This is a genomic window from Archangium sp., from assembly GCF_045802675.1.
Classification (GTDB): domain Bacteria; phylum Myxococcota; class Myxococcia; order Myxococcales; family Myxococcaceae; genus Archangium.
The window spans coordinates 1-17,103 of the sequence record NZ_JBJMQO010000138.1; the positions used below are offsets into that span (position 1 = coordinate 1).

At 69.7% G+C, this 17,103-nt stretch carries 14 protein-coding genes; 6 read left to right on the forward strand and 8 right to left on the reverse strand.

Translation table 11 applies throughout. The annotated features are described in order from the left end of the window. On the forward strand, positions 1–2,167 hold a 2,167-nt coding region (locus tag ACJ8AN_RS38290), incomplete at its 5' end, for an ABC transporter substrate-binding protein (RefSeq protein ID WP_407760562.1). An 11-nt stretch (positions 2,168–2,178) separates the two neighbouring features. After that, positions 2,179–3,138 carry a ketopantoate reductase family protein gene (locus tag ACJ8AN_RS38295; RefSeq protein WP_407760563.1) on the forward strand — a complete coding sequence of 320 codons (960 nt, stop codon included), beginning with the start codon at positions 2,179–2,181 and terminating at the stop codon, positions 3,136–3,138. Between the two features lie 5 nt (positions 3,139–3,143). Here the strand turns inward: ACJ8AN_RS38295 and ACJ8AN_RS38300 are convergent, their stop codons facing one another. The 3 genes from ACJ8AN_RS38300 to ACJ8AN_RS38310 form a co-directional block, all read right to left on the reverse strand. Continuing rightward, a complete protein-coding gene (locus tag ACJ8AN_RS38300; RefSeq protein WP_407760564.1) occupies positions 3,144–3,917 on the reverse strand; it encodes a hypothetical protein in 774 nt (257 codons plus the stop codon). 84 nt (positions 3,918–4,001) lie between these two features. Continuing rightward, on the reverse strand, positions 4,002–5,345 hold the full coding sequence (locus tag ACJ8AN_RS38305; RefSeq protein ID WP_407760565.1) for a DUF2330 domain-containing protein: 1,344 nt from the start codon (positions 5,343–5,345) through the stop codon (positions 4,002–4,004). Then, a complete protein-coding gene (locus ACJ8AN_RS38310; RefSeq protein ID WP_407760566.1) occupies positions 5,315–6,166 on the reverse strand; it encodes an RnfABCDGE type electron transport complex subunit D in 852 nt (283 codons plus the stop codon). The genes ACJ8AN_RS38305 and ACJ8AN_RS38310 overlap by 31 nt, the downstream gene beginning before the upstream one ends. A gap of 49 nt (positions 6,167–6,215) precedes the next feature. On the opposite strand from ACJ8AN_RS38310, the gene ACJ8AN_RS38315 reads away from it, so the two are divergent. From ACJ8AN_RS38315 to ACJ8AN_RS38325, 3 genes are all read left to right on the forward strand, one after another. Then, a complete protein-coding gene (locus tag ACJ8AN_RS38315) occupies positions 6,216–6,821 on the forward strand; it encodes an HD domain-containing protein (protein ID WP_407760567.1) in 606 nt (201 codons plus the stop codon). Between the two features lie 124 nt (positions 6,822–6,945). After that, positions 6,946–8,754, forward strand: a complete 1,809-nt coding sequence (locus ACJ8AN_RS38320; RefSeq protein WP_407760568.1) for an OPT/YSL family transporter — start codon at positions 6,946–6,948, stop codon at positions 8,752–8,754. 84 nt (positions 8,755–8,838) lie between these two features. Continuing rightward, entirely contained in the window at positions 8,839–9,939 is a 1,101-nt protein-coding gene (locus tag ACJ8AN_RS38325; RefSeq protein ID WP_407760569.1) for an alpha/beta fold hydrolase, read from the forward strand. Between the two features lie 12 nt (positions 9,940–9,951). Here ACJ8AN_RS38325 and ACJ8AN_RS38330 read toward each other — a convergent pair whose 3' ends face one another. The 5 genes from ACJ8AN_RS38330 to ACJ8AN_RS38350 form a co-directional block, all read right to left on the reverse strand. Next, the gene (locus ACJ8AN_RS38330; RefSeq protein WP_407760570.1) at positions 9,952–10,638 is read right to left on the reverse strand and encodes an endonuclease V; all 687 of its coding nucleotides are present in this window, start codon (positions 10,636–10,638) and stop codon (positions 9,952–9,954) included. A gap of 99 nt (positions 10,639–10,737) precedes the next feature. Continuing rightward, positions 10,738–11,301, reverse strand: a complete 564-nt coding sequence (locus ACJ8AN_RS38335) for an imm11 family protein (RefSeq protein WP_407760571.1) — start codon at positions 11,299–11,301, stop codon at positions 10,738–10,740. A gap of 11 nt (positions 11,302–11,312) precedes the next feature. After that, positions 11,313–12,632, reverse strand: coding sequence for an AHH domain-containing protein (locus ACJ8AN_RS38340; protein WP_407760572.1), 1,320 nt, complete (start codon positions 12,630–12,632; stop codon positions 11,313–11,315). A gap of 36 nt (positions 12,633–12,668) precedes the next feature. Further along, positions 12,669–13,232, reverse strand: coding sequence for an imm11 family protein (locus ACJ8AN_RS38345; protein WP_407760573.1), 564 nt, complete (start codon positions 13,230–13,232; stop codon positions 12,669–12,671). A 16-nt stretch (positions 13,233–13,248) separates the two neighbouring features. Next, complete coding sequence (locus ACJ8AN_RS38350) at positions 13,249–14,568, reverse strand: AHH domain-containing protein (protein WP_407760574.1); 1,320 nt, start codon at positions 14,566–14,568, stop codon at positions 13,249–13,251. Positions 14,569–14,721: 153 nt separating this feature from the next. Here ACJ8AN_RS38350 and ACJ8AN_RS38355 point away from each other — a divergent pair, with 153 nt between their 5' ends. Beyond that, on the forward strand, positions 14,722–17,103 hold the full coding sequence (locus ACJ8AN_RS38355) for an FdhF/YdeP family oxidoreductase (RefSeq protein WP_407760575.1): 2,382 nt from the start codon (positions 14,722–14,724) through the stop codon (positions 17,101–17,103).

Consider the following 17,103-nt stretch of genomic DNA (forward strand, 5'->3'; position numbering starts at 1 on the left):
CGCCGCGCAGGCCGGTGAGCAGGGCCGTCCCTTCGGCGTGGTGGCCGACGAAATCCGCAACCTCGCCGAGCGCACCGCCCGCTCCACGCGGGAAATCGCCACCATGGTGGGCGGCATCCGGCGCGAGGTGGACACCACGGTATCGCTGGTGAGGGAGGGCCGCGAGCAGGCCGGTACGGGCGTGCTGCTCGGAGACCGGGCCGCCGAGGCGCTGGTGGAGATCCGCACCATCACCCAGCGCACCTTCTCCGCGGTGGAGGCCACGCTGACGGAGACCCAGCGGCTGGAGGCCCAGGGCAGCACGGTGGTGGATGCCAGCCGCCGGGTGGCCCGGCGCGTGGACGACGTCACGCGAGCCGCCATCGAGCAGTCGGGACAGGGCCGCGAGCTGGTGCACCAGACGCAGCAGATGGCGAAGCTGGCGCAGGAGGCCTCGCTCAAGGCCGAGGGCCAGGCGCGCACGGGCCGGGACCTGTCCGGCGCGGTGGGACGGCTGAGCACCGCCATCGAGGAGATCCGCTCGGCGCATGGCGTGTTGATGCGCGGGGACTCGGCCATCGGCGAGGAGGTGACGCGGGTGCGCGAGGACGCGCTGCGCGTCATCCGCATCGGTGACGGGCTGAGCCGCACGGTGGACCAGCTGGAGCACGAGGCGGCGAGCCTGGAGGGCGAGGTGTTCCGCTTCCAGCTCCCGGTCCCGCACCCGGGCGGCACGCTGCGCGCGGGCATCCACCAGACGGCGGTGCTCAGCACGGTGGGCAAGATGGATCCCCTCTTCGGCGTGGAGATCCAGCTCGTGGAGATGAGCTGCTGCATCTTCTCCAACCTGCTGCGGTTGGAGGACGGCGTGCTGGCACCGGACCTCGCCGAGCGCTGGGAGGCGGACCCCTCGGCCAGCCGCTACCGCTTCTACCTGCGCCCAGGCGTCACCTTCCACGACGGCACGCCCCTCACCGCGCGCGACGTGAAGCGCCACTTCGAGCGGCTGTTGAGCCCGGCGGAGAAGTCGCCGGAGCGTGGGCTGCTCGAGGACGTGGCCGGGGCCAAGGCCTTCATGGCGGGCCAGGCGGCCGAGGTGACGGGCATCACGGTGCTGAACGACCTGACGGTGGAGATGCACCTGGAGGAGCCCAAGGCCTTCTTCCTGCAATTGCTGGCGCAATCCGCGGCGGCGGTGGCGCGGGTGGACGCCCGCGGACAGGTGGTGGGCACGGGCCCCTTCCGGCTGGTGGACTTCGGCCCGGAGCGCATCGTGCTCGAGCGCAACCCCACCTATTGGCGCAGGGGACAACCCCTGCTGGACCGGCTCGAGTTCCACCTGCTGGGCTCGCGTGACAAGGCGCTCGAGGCGCTGCGCGAGGGGACGGTGGACTTCGTCTCGTACCTGCACGCCACGCACGTGGAGCAGCCCGAGCAGGAGGGCTTCCAGGTGGTGCCGGGCATCACGCCGACCACGGCGGTGCTGGGCTTCAACGTGCGCGAGGCGCCCTACAACGACGTGCGCGTGCGCAAGGCCATCCGGGCGGGGCTGGACGTCCAGGCGCTGGTGGACCACTTCCACAAGGGAGCGCGCATCGCGCACACGCTGACGCCGCCGGAGCTGCTGGCGGGGGAGAACCCGCGGACTCCGCCGCGGCTCGACCTCGGGCTGGCCGAGCGCCTGCTGCGCGAGGCCGGGATGCACCAGGTACCGGTGACGCTGTACCAGACCGTGGGCCGTGACACGACGGCCGAGGACGCCATCCTCTTCCGGCCGCTGGTGGAGGCGGGGCTGGTGCGGCTCGAGCACGAGCAGCTGAGCGCGGAGGACTTCGCCGAGCGGCGGCGTGCCGGACGGCTCCCCATCTTCCGGTTGCATTGGGTGGCCGACTACCCGGACCCGGACAACTTCCTCTACTTCCTGCTGAGCTCCCAGGCCCAGACGCTGTACGTGCTGGGCTACCGCAACGAGGAGTTCGACAAGCTCACCGCCGAGGCGCGCGTCACCATCGACCCCGAGCGGCGCAAGCACCTCTACCGGCAGGCAGAGCAGCTCACCCACGAGGACTGCCCCCTCATCCCGCTCTTCCATCCCCACGTGCACGCGGCGGCGACCGGCCGGGTGCAGGGACTGCGGCTGCACCAGACCCCGCCACAGGTGCGCTTCGAGGAGCTGTGGTTGGGCTAGGGTCGCCGCCCATGAGCTTGAAGCCCAGAGTGCTGCTGGTGGGTGCGGGAGCCGTCGGCCAGGTGTTCGGGAAGTACCTCCAGGCGGCCGGCTGCGAGCTCGCCTTCTTCGTGAAGGAGAAGTACGCGGACGAGGCGCGGCGGGGCTACACCCTGTACGAGCTCGGCGTCCTCGAGAAGGAGTACGAGCCGGCGGCGTTCTCCGGCTTTGGCGTACACACCTCGATGGAGGAGGTGGCCGGACAGCGCTGGGACCAGGTCTGGCTTTGCGTCTCGTCGACGGCGCTGCGCTCGGGAGGCTGGGTGGGCGAGCTCGCCCGGGCCACGGGAGAGGCCACCTGGGTCATGCTCCAGCCCGCGCTGGATGACCGCGACTGGCTGCTGCAATGGCTCCCGGAGGAGCGGCTCGTCTCCGGCATGATTCCCTTCCTCAGCTTCCACGCGCCGCTGAAGCCCGGAGACCGCGTCCCCCGGCCGGGCACGGCGTTCTGGATACCGCCGCTGTCCCGAGGCCTGTTCAGCGGTCCTCCCGAGCGCCTCGAGCAAGTGGTCGGGACCCTGCGCGCCGGCCGCTATCCGGCGGCCCGGACCGGGGACGTGGCACGCGCCGCGGCGATTCCCACCGCGGTGCTGACCGTCTTCGTGGACGCCCTGGAAGCGGCGGGCTGGAGCTTCGAGCGCTTCCTCCAGCGCGAGTCCCTGGAGCGAATGACCCAGGCCTCGCGCGAGGCGGTGCGGATTGCCGCCTGGCGCACGCAGGGGAGCGCCTCCGCCGTGCTGCGGCTGCTGCGCCCCGCGTTCTTCAAGCTACTGCTGCCGCTGGCCTCGGGACTCGCTCCTGTCGATCTGGAGACGTACCTGAAGGTCCACTTCACCAAGGTGAGCGAGCAGACCCGGTTGATGATGCGCACGTATGTGGACCTGGGGCGGAGCGCGGGACTGCCGGTGGAGCACCTGCAGGCGCCGCGGTAGCCCCCTCACCCGGCTTCGGAGCGCCGTGCCCGCTGCGGCGCGGACGCCGGGTTCCGGGAGTACAGGAGGAACGGTACCGCCAGCTGCACCAACGTCGGCATCAGCGGAAGCAGGAAGTGCAGGGTCCGCTCCGTGTTGATGTACCCGTTGAACAAGAAGAGGGCACCGGCCACGAGCAGGCAGGGCACGCTGCCGAGTGCCGCCAACACCAGGCAGACATAGTGCAGCCCGCGGTTGCGAATGCCCTGCTCGGACGTCGCCACGAACACCGGCATGAACGACGTGAGGGCGACGAAGGTGAGGCCCAACAACAACTTCGGCAGCCCGTTGCCCACGAGCAGCACGAGGCCCAGTTCGAGCACTCCCAACATCAGGGCGAGCCCCTGCCCCACGTGCTGACGCTTGGAGAGGACCACGGGCGGAGGATCGTCGTAGCTGACGAAGCCCTGGGAGGCGAGCTCGGCCCGCTCGAGGGCCGCATTCCCCTCCGGGGACAGCTCACTCGCGAAGGAAGGCTCCAGCGCGACCAACGCCTGGGCCGCGGCCCCGTCCACCCGGCGCCCATCGCTCCCGGTGAAACCACCCAGCCACGGGTCATTGATGATGAGGTGCAGCACATCCGCTCGCGCGCGGACGGTCTCCTGGGGCCGCAGGGGCTGGGAGAGCCCGAGCAGGAGCGCGTCCACCTCGGCCCGGCCCGCTTCCATGCCGCGCGCCCGCTCTCTCAACACGTCGAGAGGAGGCTGCACCCGGGGCTTCGAAGGCGGATTCGGAGACATGGCGGGCCACAGCCTAATCGGTCCCGGGCTCGGACGCAGGCGACGCATTCCAAGCCCGGTTGCGCGAGGACGGGCTGCGCTGAGCTACTTCCACAGCTTCTTGTACCAGGAGTCCGACTCCTTCCCGGCCTTCTTGCCGGGGGCGTCGTCGCCCATCTTCTGGGTGATGGTGCCCAGGTCCCAGCCCGTCAGGTTCGCCAGCGCCTCCGCCTCCTTCTGGTGACGCGTGTCCAGGTTGGTCAGGTACTGCTTGCCCGCCTCGCACTTGAGCTCGCCCTTGAAGGCGTGCCGCAACACGTAGCGCGCCTGGAAGTTCTGCCGATCGTTCGTCGCCTGGAACACCAGGTCCTCCGGGAAGTGCTCACCGTCGTAGCGCGCGTGCATGCGCGTGAGCACCACCTGCGAGCCCCCTCCCCTGCCGTTCGGGTTCTGCTCGTCCAGCCAGAACACGCCCAGGTTGCGCAGCTCCTCGGGGTTGAGGGGATCCGCCGCGCACGGGTCGCACCAGCCCATGTCCCAGACATACTCAGTGAAGATCGCCCGCTTCTCCTCCCGCTCGTGCGCCTTCTCGAAGAGCGCAGGGTAGAACTTGTTGAACTCGCCCTTCACGAACACCGGGATGTCCATGTCGCTGGGCACCTTCACCGTGCGGTAGTTCGTCGACTCCACCCGCCCCTGCCGCGTCAGCGCGTAGACGACCAGATCCTGCGGCCCCGTCGCGTTCGCCATTCCCAGGCGGATGGGCAGCATGAACTTCTTCGACTCGTACGCCATCTGCAACGGCCGCAGGTACTTGAAGCCCGTGGCCTTCTGCTCCTTGAGGTTCACCTTGGCCACGAAGAACTTCATGTCCTGCTTGACGTAGGGCGCCAGCGCCTTCGAGGCCTTCGGCGGAATCTTGTAGCCGCTCTCGCGCAGCCACGTCTCCAGGCCCTCCGACTCCTTCGCCGACAGGATGAGGATGTCGTACTCGCCCACCGTGTACTGCGCCTCCACCGTCACGCCCAGGCTCTTGCTGCGGGCCATGTCCATGGGTGCTCCCGCGGCCGAGGGGGCCGCCGGCGCCCTCTTCTCGTACACCCTCCTCGGCGGGGTGCACGGATCCTCGTCGAAGTACTCCACCAACCGCGGCGCGGAGTAGGCGTCCAGCCGCTCGACGTACTTGCGCTCGCCCACGTGGAGCTGCTCACGCTTGAGCACCGTCGGCACCGGCACCACCAGCGCGAAGTCCGTGAGCTCGCCCTTGTAGTCGTTGGACATGGTGAGCACGGTGCGCTCGCCATCTCGCACCATCACCACCTGCGAGGCCTCGTTGAAGAGGCTCGTGTCGGCCTTGCCCACGTAGAAGCCACAGAAGGCCTCGGCGGCGGGCGCGGCGAGGGTCACCAGTCCAGCCGTCAGGCCGGCTGCGAGGAGACGGAAGCGCATGCGTCTTTCCTTTCCAATGCCCCACCGCCCGGCCAGTCGAAGCGGCCGGAGGGCAGGAGGCGGTCGATGAGGGGAGTGAGGGGTGAAACCAGACAGAGCGACCAGATGAGGGCGTTCTGCCACCACAGGCCGTGCAGCAGGAAGAAGGCCAGTCCAGCCACGGAGGCGGCGTAGAGCACGCGTCCCCAGCGGTGGTCCGGCGTCGTCTTCGGGTCGGAAATCATGAAGAAGGTGAAGAGGATGAGGCCGCCGGCGGAGAGCTGATGCTGGAGGCTCGCCCAGGGCGCGCCCAGGTAGAAGATGCGGCCGGCCTTGAGCAGCACCCACGCGCCGATGAACGCCAGGCTCACGTCCGAGCGGAACGAGCGATGGGCCACCGCGAGCCCGAACGCCGCGAACCACCCGAGCAGCGCGGCGCTGTGTCCCCACTGGCTGGGCGAGCACCACGCATGCGGGGTGAGCAGCATGGCCGCCACGAGGCCCAGGTTGGTGGGGTTGAAGAGGTGCTTGCCGTGCACGCGCAGGACGAACTTGCTGGAGATGGCCACCGCGGCGGCGAAGGGCCCCACCCAGAAGGCATCCGTGCGCAGCAGCAGCGACAGTCCCAGCGAGGTGATGAGCGGCGAGAGGTACCCCACCGCGGGTGCCCCCGTCAGCCGCGTCATGACCCACTGCGTCGCGCACGCGGTGAGCACGATGAGTGGCGGCTGCCAGACAGGGACGTCGAAGCCCAGCCAGCCCACTCCGGCCACGAGGAAGGAGGAGAGGAAGGCAATCTGGAAGTAGCGCGGGTCGCGGGGGAGCGCGGCGGCGAGCGGCATGCCCCCATCAACGTCCGGCGCCCGGAAAAGGTCTAGTACCCTGGGGGGCATGCACACCAAGGCCGCGGCTCCCATCGCGTTCCTCCAGGGCCGGCGCACCCTGCCGCTCATCGAGGCGTACTTCGAGCTCAACCACCTCAAGCAGCTCTTCCGGCAGGGGTGGTTGCGCGTGGGGCTCGCGCGCGAGCGCTGTGAGAGCGTCGCTGAACACTCGTTCGGCGTGGCGCTGCTGTGCCTCTTCCTCGCCGACAGCTACTTCCCCGAGGCGGATGCCACCAGGGTGGTGCGCATCGCGCTGCTGCACGACCTGGGCGAAGCCTACGCCGGAGACATCACCCCTCATGACCCGGTGAGCCGCGAGGAGAAGCTGAAGCGCGAGCGCGACGCCGTGGAGCGCATCCTCGCCAAGCTGCCGCGCGGTGCCGAATACCTCGCGCTGTGGGAGGAGTACGAGCACGGTACCTCTTTCGAAGCGCGGCTCGTGCGCCAGGTGGACCGGCTGGAGATGGGCCTGCAGGCCACCATCTACGAGTACCAGGGCGCGGGAGACCTCTCACAGTTCTTCGCCTCGGTGCACAAGGCGCTGGAGACGCCCGAGCTGAAGGCGGTGCTCGCCGAGCTCGAGGCGCTGCGGCCCACCCGGCCTGGCGTCTGATGCCCTTCACGGAAGCAGGGCGAGCGAGCGGGAGCTGGCCATTGGGGGAGCGGCAGCGGAGTGGATTCAGTGATGCTCGCGGAGCCCCATCGGAGCGAGGCCCCGGCCGGAGTATCCTCGCCGCATGCGGGCGGGCGCAGCGAGAGACGAGGCCGAGGCGACACCCCTCTCCACGGGGACGGAGGCCCCCCGGGCTGAAGCACCGCCCCCGGCGCTCACCGTGCGCGCGCTCGGGCTCGGCGGACTCATCGGCGCGCTCATGTGCCTGTCCAACCTCTACGTGGGGTTGAAGACGGGCCTGGCCTTCCCCGCGGCCCTCATCGCGTGTGTCGTCGGGCTCGGCGCGCAGCGGGCGCTGATGAGGGTGAGCCCCTCGCGCTTCGGGCCCGCGCTCAGCCTCCAGGAGACGAGCGCCATGCAGTCCGCCGCCTCCTCCGCAGGCTACTCCACCGGCGGCACCATCGTCACCGCGAGCGTGGGCTACCTGCTGCTCGCCGGCCACCACCCTCCCGCCTGGGCCCTGCTGCTGTGGACGCTGCTGGGCTCGGCGCTCGGCGTGGTGCTCGCCCTGCCCATGCAGCGGGCCTTCATCCGCCGCGAGCCCCTGCCCTTTCCCTCGGGCATGGCCGCGGCCTCGGTGGCGCGCTCCTTCCATGCCGGCGACGACGCGGGCCGCAGAGGCGCTCGGGCGCTGGGGGTGGGCGCGCTCGTCGCGGGCGTGCTGTCGTTCGCGCGCGATGGGCTCCAGTTCCTCCCCGCCACGCTCGCGCTACCGGGGACGCTGCTCGGCGTGCCGCTCGCGGAGCTGTCCTTCTCCCTGGATTTGACGCTGATGCCGCTGGGCACCGGGGCCCTCGTGGGGCTGCGCGTCGGAGTGTCGATGCTGCTCGGCGCGCTCGTGTGCTTCGGGGGGCTCGCCCCCTGGCTGCACGCGCACGGGATGCTCCCCCAGACGGGCTTCTTCGGCATCCTCGAGTGGAGCATGTGGCCCGGGGCCGCGCTGGTGACGAGCGCCTCCTTCACCCACCTCCTGCTCCAGCGCGGGCTGCTGCGGCGCACCTTCGGCCTGCTGCTCGGCCCGGGGCGGACGCCGGACGAGGTGCCCGATGCGGCGGACGTGCCGCGCTCGTGGTTCCTCACCGGGGTGGTGCTGCTGTCGCTGGGATTGGTGACGGTGGGCGCGGTGGCCTTCGGCATTCCGTTCCCGCTCGGGCTGCTGGGCGTGCTGCTGTCCTTCGCGCTCGCGGCGGTGGCGTGCCGGGCCACGGGCGAGACGGACATGACGCCCACGGGTCCCCTGGGGCAGGTGGCGCAGCTCTTCTTCGGCGTGCTCATGCCGGGCAACACGCTGGCTAACGCCATGGCCTCGAGCCTCTCCGGCAACATCGCCTCCTCCAGCGCGGACCTGCTCACCGACGTGAAGGCGGGACACCTGCTCGGCGTGCGGCCCCGGCAGACGTTCCTCGCGCAGCTGTGGGGCTGCGTCGTGGGCTCGCTCCTCATCGTGCCCGTCTTCTACCTGCTCGTGCCGGATGCCTCGGCCATCACCGAGGACCGTTTCCCCGCGCCCGCGGGCTTCTTCGTGGCCGGGGTGGCGCGCGTGCTCTCCGGGGGCGTGGGCCATCTGCCGGCGGCGGCGCGCTGGGGCGTGCTGGGGGGCGCGCTGCTGGGCGTGGGGCTCGTGCTCCTGGAGCGCTTCGCCCCCGAGCCGGTGCGGCGCTTCGTCCCCTCGCCCATCGCCCTGGGGCTCGCCTTCGCGCTGCCCGCCTCCATCTCCCTGTCCATCTTCCTCGGCGCGGTGGCCGCGGCGCTCCTGGCCCGCGCGAAGCCGGCGCTCGCCGAGGCCGCCACGGTGCCCCTGGCCTCGGGGCTCATCGCGGGAGAGAGCCTGGTGAGCCTGCTCGCGCTGCTCGTGCTCGGCGCGCTGTCCTGAGCGCACGCCTTCCCGAGGTGCGAGCGAGCGGGAGAATCAGGCCGGGCCGCCCCGTGACTAGGTTTCGTGGCGAGGAGGAGTGCCATGGAACGTTCGACCCGACGCATCCTCGCTGGCGCGGGAGTGGGGATTCCGCTCGTGGCCCTGGGTGCACGCCTGTGGAGCAGACAGGGGTCCACACCGCCCATCCGGGATGAGTGGGGCCGGCCCGTCGCCGACGGCATCGCCTCGCTGGAGCAGGTGCGGCTCGGGGGCGTGGACCAGTGGGTGCTGATGCGCGGGCGGAGCATCCACAACCCGTTGCTGCTCTACCTCTCGGGAGGGCCGGGCGCCTCGGAGCTGGCGTGGGTGCGGCACTTCAACGCGCCGCTGGAGGACCACTTCCTCGTGGTGCAGTGGGACCAGCGCGGCGCCGCCAGGTCCTACGCCGCCGTGAAAGACAGGGACAGCCTCTCGGTGGAGCAATTCGTCTCCGACGCGAGCGACCTGCTCGAGCTGCTCACCAGCCGCTTCGCCCAGGAGAAGGTGTTCGTCGTGGGCCACTCGTGGGGCAGCATCCTCGGCGTGCTGCTGGCACAGCGCCGCCCCGAGCGCATCCACGCCTATGTCGGCACGGGCCAGCAGGTGAACTTCCTGGAGAACGACACCCTCAGCCACCTGCGTGCCTACGAGCTGGCGCTGCGCTTCAATGACAACCAGGCGCTCGCGAAGCTGGCGCGCATCGGCCCGCCGCCCTACACGGGCCCGGACCTGGCGCGGCGGTACATGGCATTGGTAACGCTCGCCAGCCGCCACGCGGGCCGCCGGAGCATCGTCCCCGAGATGCTCGCTTCCGTCCTCAAGGCCCCCGAGTACTCGCTGCGTGACAAGGCGCACATGTTCCTCGGGCAGCGGGACACGTTCTCCCGGGTGTACCCGCAGCTGGCCGGGTTGAACCTGGAGGCGCAGGTGCCTCGGCTGGAGGTGCCCGTGTGGTTCCTGCTCGGGCGCGAGGACTACGTGACGCCGTCGGAGATAGCGGCGCGCTACTTCGAGAAGCTGGAGGCGCCGCGCAAGACGCTCCTGTGGTTCGAGCATTCGGGCCACTCGCCGCCCTTCGAGGAGCCGGACCGGTTCAACGCCATCCTCGACCAGCAGGTGCGCGCGATGTTGAGCGAGCCGCACGTCGAGGCCCTGCTGCACTGAGCGGCGAGCCCGCTACGCGCCCTGGGCCGCGCGGCGCACCTCGTTCACGAGGCGGTGCGCGTGCCGGGTCGTCTCGGGCTCGCGGTAGCGGGAGGTCATGCGCAGGACGAGGTCCACGGCGGTGGGCAGGTCCATCAGGTGGCCGGGCGAGACGTAGACGGGGAGCACGTTGCTGCGGGTGCGCACGGCGCGGCCCACCACCTCGCCATCGTGGAGGATGTCCGCCACCGAGCCGCGCTCCTCACCCAGCGGCCCGTGGCGGCCCACGAGCAGCGACTTGGCGCACCCGATGGAGGGCACGCCGAACAGCAGCCCTCCGTGACACGCGAGCCCGAAGCGCCGCGGGTGCGCCGTCCCCTGGCCGTCGAAGACGAGCACGTCCGGCCGCACGTCGAGCCGGGTCCACGCCTCGGACAGCACGGGCAGCTCGCGGAAGGACAGCAGCCCCGGCACATAGGGGAAGGTCAGCCGCACGGCGGAGCTCGCCCGGTCCACGGGGGCCAGCGTGGCCACGTCCAGCACGACGATGCCACCATAGGCCCTGACGTCCCCGCGGCTCATGGAGATGTCCGCGCCCGCCACCCGCTCCACCTTCAGCCCTGGCGGAGGGTGCGGCACCAGACGCTCGCGCAGCTCACGCTGCAGCGCCACCGCCTGCTTCGGTGTCAGGTCCCAACGGTGCAGGGGCTGCAGTTCCATCCACCCTCCAGGGCCACGCGCGACCTGATTCCAAAGGTTGGCCGCGCCATGTGACCTCGGAGATTAGCTCGCCTCGCGAGCTGGACACCACCGCGAACGTCACACCTCGATGAAGCGCGTGCCGGTGATGCCTTCGGACTCCATGGCCTGCTTGAGGTCCTCGGAGATGATGAGGGCCACTCTCCACCCCCACGGGCGGAAGACACGGGCATCACCCACCTGGGTCGGGTCGATGCGCATGCCGGAAACGACCCGGTACTGCCCCAGCTTCTCTGGCTGCTCGTCCTCGGGCGCCCAATACTCCACCCGCCTGCTCCTGGCATCGTCGATACACCGAATGATGCGCAGCGCGTTGAGGATGAAGTAAGGCCCTGGATGCCCATCGACCTGGACGGGAATGAACTGCACATCCCGAACACCCAACCGCTCAAAGAGTCGGACGACTCGCTCGTGGACGACAGGGATGGCGAAGGCGGCCCAGCAATAGTCCAGCGAGTGTCCGGGCACATCGAGCGGGAATCGCGGTACGCAGCCCAGCTCGAGCCATTTCCCATGCTTGAACTGCCAGGGGTCGATTTCCTGTCCTTGCTCATCCAGGGGGCATCCCAAATGCCACCGGGGCTGGGGCCGCCTGTCGTCCATCAATTCGAAATAGTGAGCCATGCGATTCATCCTCACTCCCGCGTCTTCGTCACCAATTGGTGGAGCGAGGACCCGGGAGTGCACACCTCATCCGCCATCTTCTTGAGTACTCGCACCAGCTTGCTTTTGCATTGTGCAACGGACCGGCAGTCCCCGAGGGCGGTGTCGAGCAGCTGGTACACCTCCGAGTGGTACTCCTCGGGATGAGGACCTTTGTGTCCCGCGAGGTAGACGAGGTTCTCCGCTGCGTCCAGGCTCATCCCCGCCTTCGCGAAGATTCTCTCGAACAAGGGCGTCCAGGGCCCACCCTGGGCAGTTGAGATCTCGTTCTTGTTCGTGGCGAGGTGATGCCAGTGGTAGCCGTCCTTGCTCTCGGACCCATCGGCGCAGGCGCCGCCCACCGTGGCCGCCGCCGTCCCCGCCGCCACGCCCGTCACGACGATGCTGCCATCGGCCACCATGTGCACCGTCGCCGTCCCCTCCATCGTCATGCCTCCGGGCAACGCGTACCGCGGTGCACGCAGCAGCACCCCGAGCCCGCCCTTGGGCACCTGGGGTAGTCCCCTGGCCACTCCCATGCTGGCCACGAACATCAACACCCGCAGCCCCGTGCCGCCCATCGCCCTGCCGAAGTGCTCCGCCGAGGCCTCCAACTCCGCCACCGTACTCGCCGCCTGTGCTTCCTGGTACAGCCTCACGCAGACCCGCGCGAACTGGCCGAGCTCCATCGCTCCCACCAGCAGCGACAGCCTCAGCGTCAACGCCGCCACGAAAGCCTTGGTGAACAGGGGCTCCGGCGCCACCCACGCCGCGAAGTACACCAGCACCGACAGCGCCACGCTCGACAGGAACAGGGGAGAGCTGAACAGCTCCCGGGCCGCGTCCCGCACTCCCGCGCCCATGTAGCGAGGCGAGAGCTTCAGTGCCAGGAAGACGGGGCTCGTCTCCAGGGATTGCGGCAGGGGAAACCCCGGCGCGCCATAGCGGGCCACGAACTCCTCCCTTAGCCGCTGCTCCCACTCCGCTGGTCCGCCCTCCCCTGAGCCCCCCGTTTCCGCCAGCGCCCGCACGAGCCGGACTCCACGCCCCTCCTCTCGCGGGAAGGCCGCATCAAAGGCCGCGAGTACGGCCCGCGCCTCCTCGACCCTCAGCTGCTCCAAGGCCGGGTCAGGCGCCACTGGCTCGAAGACGAGCCGCAGCGCGTCTCCGGACAACTCGCGTACCTTCACCGTCTTCGGCTGCATCCGCGGGCGGACCTCCTCCACGGAAGCCTCCCGGGGCGTGATGCACGAGGCGGGCAGGACCATGCACAACGCCAGGGCCACGCGTAACAGCAAGAGCGTCCTCTTCATGTCCTCTCCCACGGACATAAATCCAAATACCTCAGCCTACACCTCGATGAACCGCGTGCCGGTGATGCCCTCCGCCTCCATGGCCTGCTTGAGATCCTCGGAGACGATGAGGGCCACAGGCCAACCCCAGGGACGGAAGATGCGGGCATCACCCACCTGGGCCGGGTCGATGCGCATGCCCGAAACGACCCGGTACTCGCCCACCTTCTCCGGTTGCCCGTTTTCGGGCTTCCAATACCTCGCCTCTTCACAGCGAGCGTCATCGATACAGCGAATGACGCGCAGGGTATTGAGGATGAAATAAGGCCCGGAGTGTCCCTCCACCTGGGCTGGAAGGAATTGGACCTCCTGGATACCCATACGCTCGAAGAGCTGGACGACACGTCCATGCACGACCACGACACCCAATCCCGTGAGGCTGAAGTCGAGCTCACGACCGGGAAGAGCCATGGGGAGCCGGAGTCCCGACTGCACATCAAGAACACGGCTCTCGGTGAATTGCCAGGGGTCCACCTCCTCGCCATGCTCGTCGACGGGACTCTTCAGCACCCACCGTCCTGGGATGCGCATGTTGCTGCAAAGCTCGAAATAACCGGTCATCGCTTGCGCTCTTGATTCAATCTCGAGACCTGGTCAACAGCCGATGGAGCAGAGAGCCATTTGTGCAGGCCTCGTCAGCAAGTTCCTTGAGCGCCTCCAACAGTCTGCTCCTGCAATCCGCAGGGGTCCGGCATCGGCCGAGCGCTCGCTGGAGCCGTTGGTGGACTTCCCGGTGGTACTCTTCTGGGTGAGGGCCTTGGTGTGCCTTGAGGTAGACAAGATTCTCGGCTGCATCCAGACCCATCCCCGCTTTGTCGAAGAGTTCCTTGAACAAGGGCGTCCAGGGACCACCCTGAGCAGTTGAGACCTCGTTCTTGTTCGTGGCGAGGTGGTGCCAGTGGTAGCCGTCCTTGCTCTCGGAGCCATCGGCGCAGGCGCCGCCCACCGTGGCCGCCGCCGTCCCCGCCGCCACGCCCGTCACGACGATGCTGCCATCGGCCACCATCTGCACCGTCGCCGTCCCCTCCATCGTCAGGCCTCCGGGCAACGAGTATCGGGGCGCGCGCAGCAACGCCCCGAGCCCTCCCTTCGGGACCTCGGGCAGTGCCTTGGCCACTCCCATGCTGGCCACGAACATCAACACCCGCAGCCCCGTGCCGCCCATCGCCCTGCCGAAGTGCTCCGCCGCGGCCTCCAACTCCGCCACCGTCCTCGCCGCCTGTGCTTCCTGGTACAGCCTCACGCAGACCCGCGCGAACTGGCCGAGCTCCATCGCCCCCACCAGCAGCGACAGCCTCAGCGTCAACGCCGCCACGAAGGCCTTGGTGAACAGGGGCTCCGGCGCCACCCACGCCGCGAAGTACACCAGCACCGACAGCGCCACGCTCGACAGGAACAGGGGGGAGCTGAACAGCTCCCGGGCCGCATCCCGCACTCCCGCGCCCATGTAGCGAGGGGAGAGCTTCAGCGCCAGGAAGACGGGGCTCGTCTCCAGGGATTGCGGCAGGGGAAACCCCGGCGCGCCATAGCGGGCCACGAACTCCTCCCGTAGCCGTTGCTCCCACGCCGCTGGTCCGCCCACCCCCGAGCCTCCCCTTTCCGCCAGCGCCCGCACGAGCCGGAATCCACGCCCCTCCTCTCGCGGGAAGGCCGCATCAAAGGCCGCGAGCACCGCCCGCGCCTCCTCGACTCCCAGTTGCTCCAAAAGCGGGTCGTGGGCCACGGGCGCGAAGACGAGTTGCAGCGCGTCTCGGGGCAATTCGCGCACCCGCACCGTTTTCGGCGCCAGCTGCGGGTGCACCTCATCCACGGAGACTTCCCGAGACGTGATGCATGAGGCGGGCAGGACCAGGCACAGCGCCAGGGCCACGCGTGACAGCAAGAGCGTCTTCTTCATGTCTGGTCGAGGGGCAGGGCAGCGAGCATCCAGATCGTGCCCTCCTACTCCACTCCAGCACATGACTCGCGTACATCCGCACCGCCGCGAGAGATACACTGCCCGCCCCGGCGGCCGCGGTCCCCTCCGCGCCCGGGCCAGCAGGAGGAAGCCATGGCGGAAGCGAAGCGGCAGGAGCAGGCGGCGGCGGAGTCCAACACGGGCGCCCCCAACCGGCCCGAGACGCTCCCGAGCGCCCAGCCCCCCACCACGCCCGAGCCCCTGCGCATCGGCGCTCCGGCGACGTCCGCGGGAGGCGTACCGGCGGTGGTGTCCGCGATGAAGCACGCCTGGAGCGAGATGGGACCGGTGCGAGGCACCCAAACCCTGCTGAAGGTGAACCAGACGCACGGCTTCGACTGCCCTGGCTGCGCGTGGCCGGACGCGAAGCACCGCACGGCCTTCGAGTTCTGCGAGAACGGCGCGAAGGCCGTCGCGGAGGAGGCCACCACGGCGAGGGTAACGCCGGACTTCTTCCAGCAGTGGAGCCTGGTGGACCTCGCCGCGCAGACGGACCACTGGCTGGGCAAGCAGGGCCGGCTCACGCACCCCATGGTGCTGCGCGAGGGCGCCACGCACTACGCGCCCCTCTCCTGGGACGAGGCCTTCTCGCTCATCGCCGAGGAGCTCAACGCGCTCGGCTCACCGGACGAGGCGTGCTTCTACACCTCGGGCCGCACGAGCAACGAGGCGGCCTTCCTCTACCAGCTCCTCGTGCGGCAGTTCGGCACCAACAACCTGCCCGACTGCTCGAACATGTGCCACGAGTCGAGCGGCACGGCGCTCCTGGAGACCATCGGCATCGGCAAGGGCACGGTGACGCTGGAGGACTTCGAGAAGGCCCAGGTCATCGTCGTCATCGGGCAGAACCCGGGCACCAACCACCCGCGCATGCTCACGGCGCTCGAGGCCGCGAAGCGCCAGGGCTGCCGCATCGTCAGCATCAACCCGCTGCCGGAGCCGGGCCTTCAGCGCTTCAAGCACCCGCAGGCGGTGCGAGGCGTGCTCGGCTCGGGCACGCCCCTGGCGGACCTGTTCCTCCAGGTGCGCATCAACGGGGACGTGGCGCTGTTGCAGGGACTCGGCAAGGCGCTGCTCGAGCGCGAGGCGAAGCAGCCGGGCACGGTGGTGGCGCGGGACTTCGTGGAGGGCCGGACGCTCGGCTTCGAGGCCTACGCGGCGCACCTCGGCACCGTGTCCTGGCAGGACGTGGTGGAGCAGAGCGGCGTGCCGCGCGAGCAGCTTGAAACCGCCGCGGAGTGGCTGGCGGGCACCGACCGCATCATCTGGTGCTGGGCGATGGGGCTGACGCAGCACCGCAACGCGGTGGGCAACATCCAGGAGATCGTCAACCTGACGCTGCTGCGCGGGAGCATCGGCAAGCCGGGCGCGGGCGTGTGCCCGGTGCGAGGCCACAGCAACGTGCAGGGTGACCGGACGATGGGCATCTGGGAGCGTCCCCGTCCGGCGTTCCTCGATGCGCTGTCACGCGAGCTCGGCTTCGAGCCGCCGCGCCACCACGGGCTCGACACGGTGGCGGCCATCCAGGCGATGCACGAGGGCCGGGTGAAGGTCTTCTTCGCCCTGGGAGGCAACTTCCTGTCGGCGACGCCGGACACCGAGCGCACCGCCGAGGCCCTGCGCCGCACGCGGCTCACCGTGCACGTGTCCACCAAGCTGAACCGGGCGCACCTCGTGACGGGGAAGCGGGCGCTCATCCTGCCGTGCCTCGGCCGCACCGAGCGCGACGTGCAGGCGGGCGGGCCGCAATTCGTCACGGTGGAGAACTCGATGGGCGTGGTGCACACCTCGCGAGGCGCGCTGCCCCCGGCCTCGGAGCACCTGCTCAGCGAGCCGGCGCTGGTGGCGAGACTGGCGCAGGCGGTGCTCGGCGCGCGCAGCCAGGTGAAATGGGAGTGGCTGGTGGAGGACTACGACCGGGTGCGCGACCTCATCGCGAGGGTGATTCCCGGCTTCGAGGACTTCAACCGCCGGGTGCGCGAGCCGGGAGGTTTCTCCCTGCCCAACGGGCCGCGCGAGGGCCGCTTCACCACGCAGAGTGGGAAGGGGCACTTCACGGTGCACGAGATGTCCCGGTTGAAGCTGGCGCCAGGGCAACTGCTGATGATGACCATCCGCACGCACGACCAATACAACACGACGGTGTACGGATTGGACGACCGCTACCGGGGCATCCGGAACGGGCGGCGCGTGGTGCTGCTCAACGCCGAGGACCTGAAGGAACTGGGCGTGGAGGCCGGGCAGGTGGTGGACCTCACCAGCCACTTCGAGGGCCAGCAGCGTGTGGCGCACCGGTTCGTGGTGGTGCCGTACGACATTCCCCGGCGGTGCGCGGCCACCTACTTCCCCGAGACCAACGTGCTGGTGCCACTCGACAGCTACGCGGAGAAGAGCCGCACGCCGACCTCCAAGTCGGTCATCATCAGCCTCACGCTGTCGAAGGAATCGCCCGCCCTGGCGGCCTCCACGTCCTGA

Coding starts and splice junctions, on each gene's coding strand:
- ACJ8AN_RS38295 (WP_407760563.1), top strand. CDS start 2,179: ATGAGCTTGAAGCCCAGAGTGCTGCTGGTGGGTGCGGGAGCCGTCGGC.
- ACJ8AN_RS38340 (WP_407760572.1), bottom strand. CDS start 12,632: ATGAAGAGGACGCTCTTGCTGTTACGCGTGGCCCTGGCGTTGTGCATG.
- ACJ8AN_RS38345 (WP_407760573.1), bottom strand. CDS start 13,232: ATGACCGGTTATTTCGAGCTTTGCAGCAACATGCGCATCCCAGGACGG.
- ACJ8AN_RS38315 (WP_407760567.1), top strand. CDS start 6,216: ATGCACACCAAGGCCGCGGCTCCCATCGCGTTCCTCCAGGGCCGGCGC.
- ACJ8AN_RS38355 (WP_407760575.1), top strand. CDS start 14,722: ATGGCGGAAGCGAAGCGGCAGGAGCAGGCGGCGGCGGAGTCCAACACG.
- ACJ8AN_RS38320 (WP_407760568.1), top strand. CDS start 6,946: ATGCGGGCGGGCGCAGCGAGAGACGAGGCCGAGGCGACACCCCTCTCC.
- ACJ8AN_RS38350 (WP_407760574.1), bottom strand. CDS start 14,568: ATGAAGAAGACGCTCTTGCTGTCACGCGTGGCCCTGGCGCTGTGCCTG.
- ACJ8AN_RS38305 (WP_407760565.1), bottom strand. CDS start 5,345: ATGCGCTTCCGTCTCCTCGCAGCCGGCCTGACGGCTGGACTGGTGACC.
- ACJ8AN_RS38310 (WP_407760566.1), bottom strand. CDS start 6,166: ATGCCGCTCGCCGCCGCGCTCCCCCGCGACCCGCGCTACTTCCAGATT.
- ACJ8AN_RS38335 (WP_407760571.1), bottom strand. CDS start 11,301: ATGGCTCACTATTTCGAATTGATGGACGACAGGCGGCCCCAGCCCCGG.
- ACJ8AN_RS38330 (WP_407760570.1), bottom strand. CDS start 10,638: ATGGAACTGCAGCCCCTGCACCGTTGGGACCTGACACCGAAGCAGGCG.
- ACJ8AN_RS38325 (WP_407760569.1), top strand. CDS start 8,839: ATGGAACGTTCGACCCGACGCATCCTCGCTGGCGCGGGAGTGGGGATT.
- ACJ8AN_RS38300 (WP_407760564.1), bottom strand. CDS start 3,917: ATGTCTCCGAATCCGCCTTCGAAGCCCCGGGTGCAGCCTCCTCTCGAC.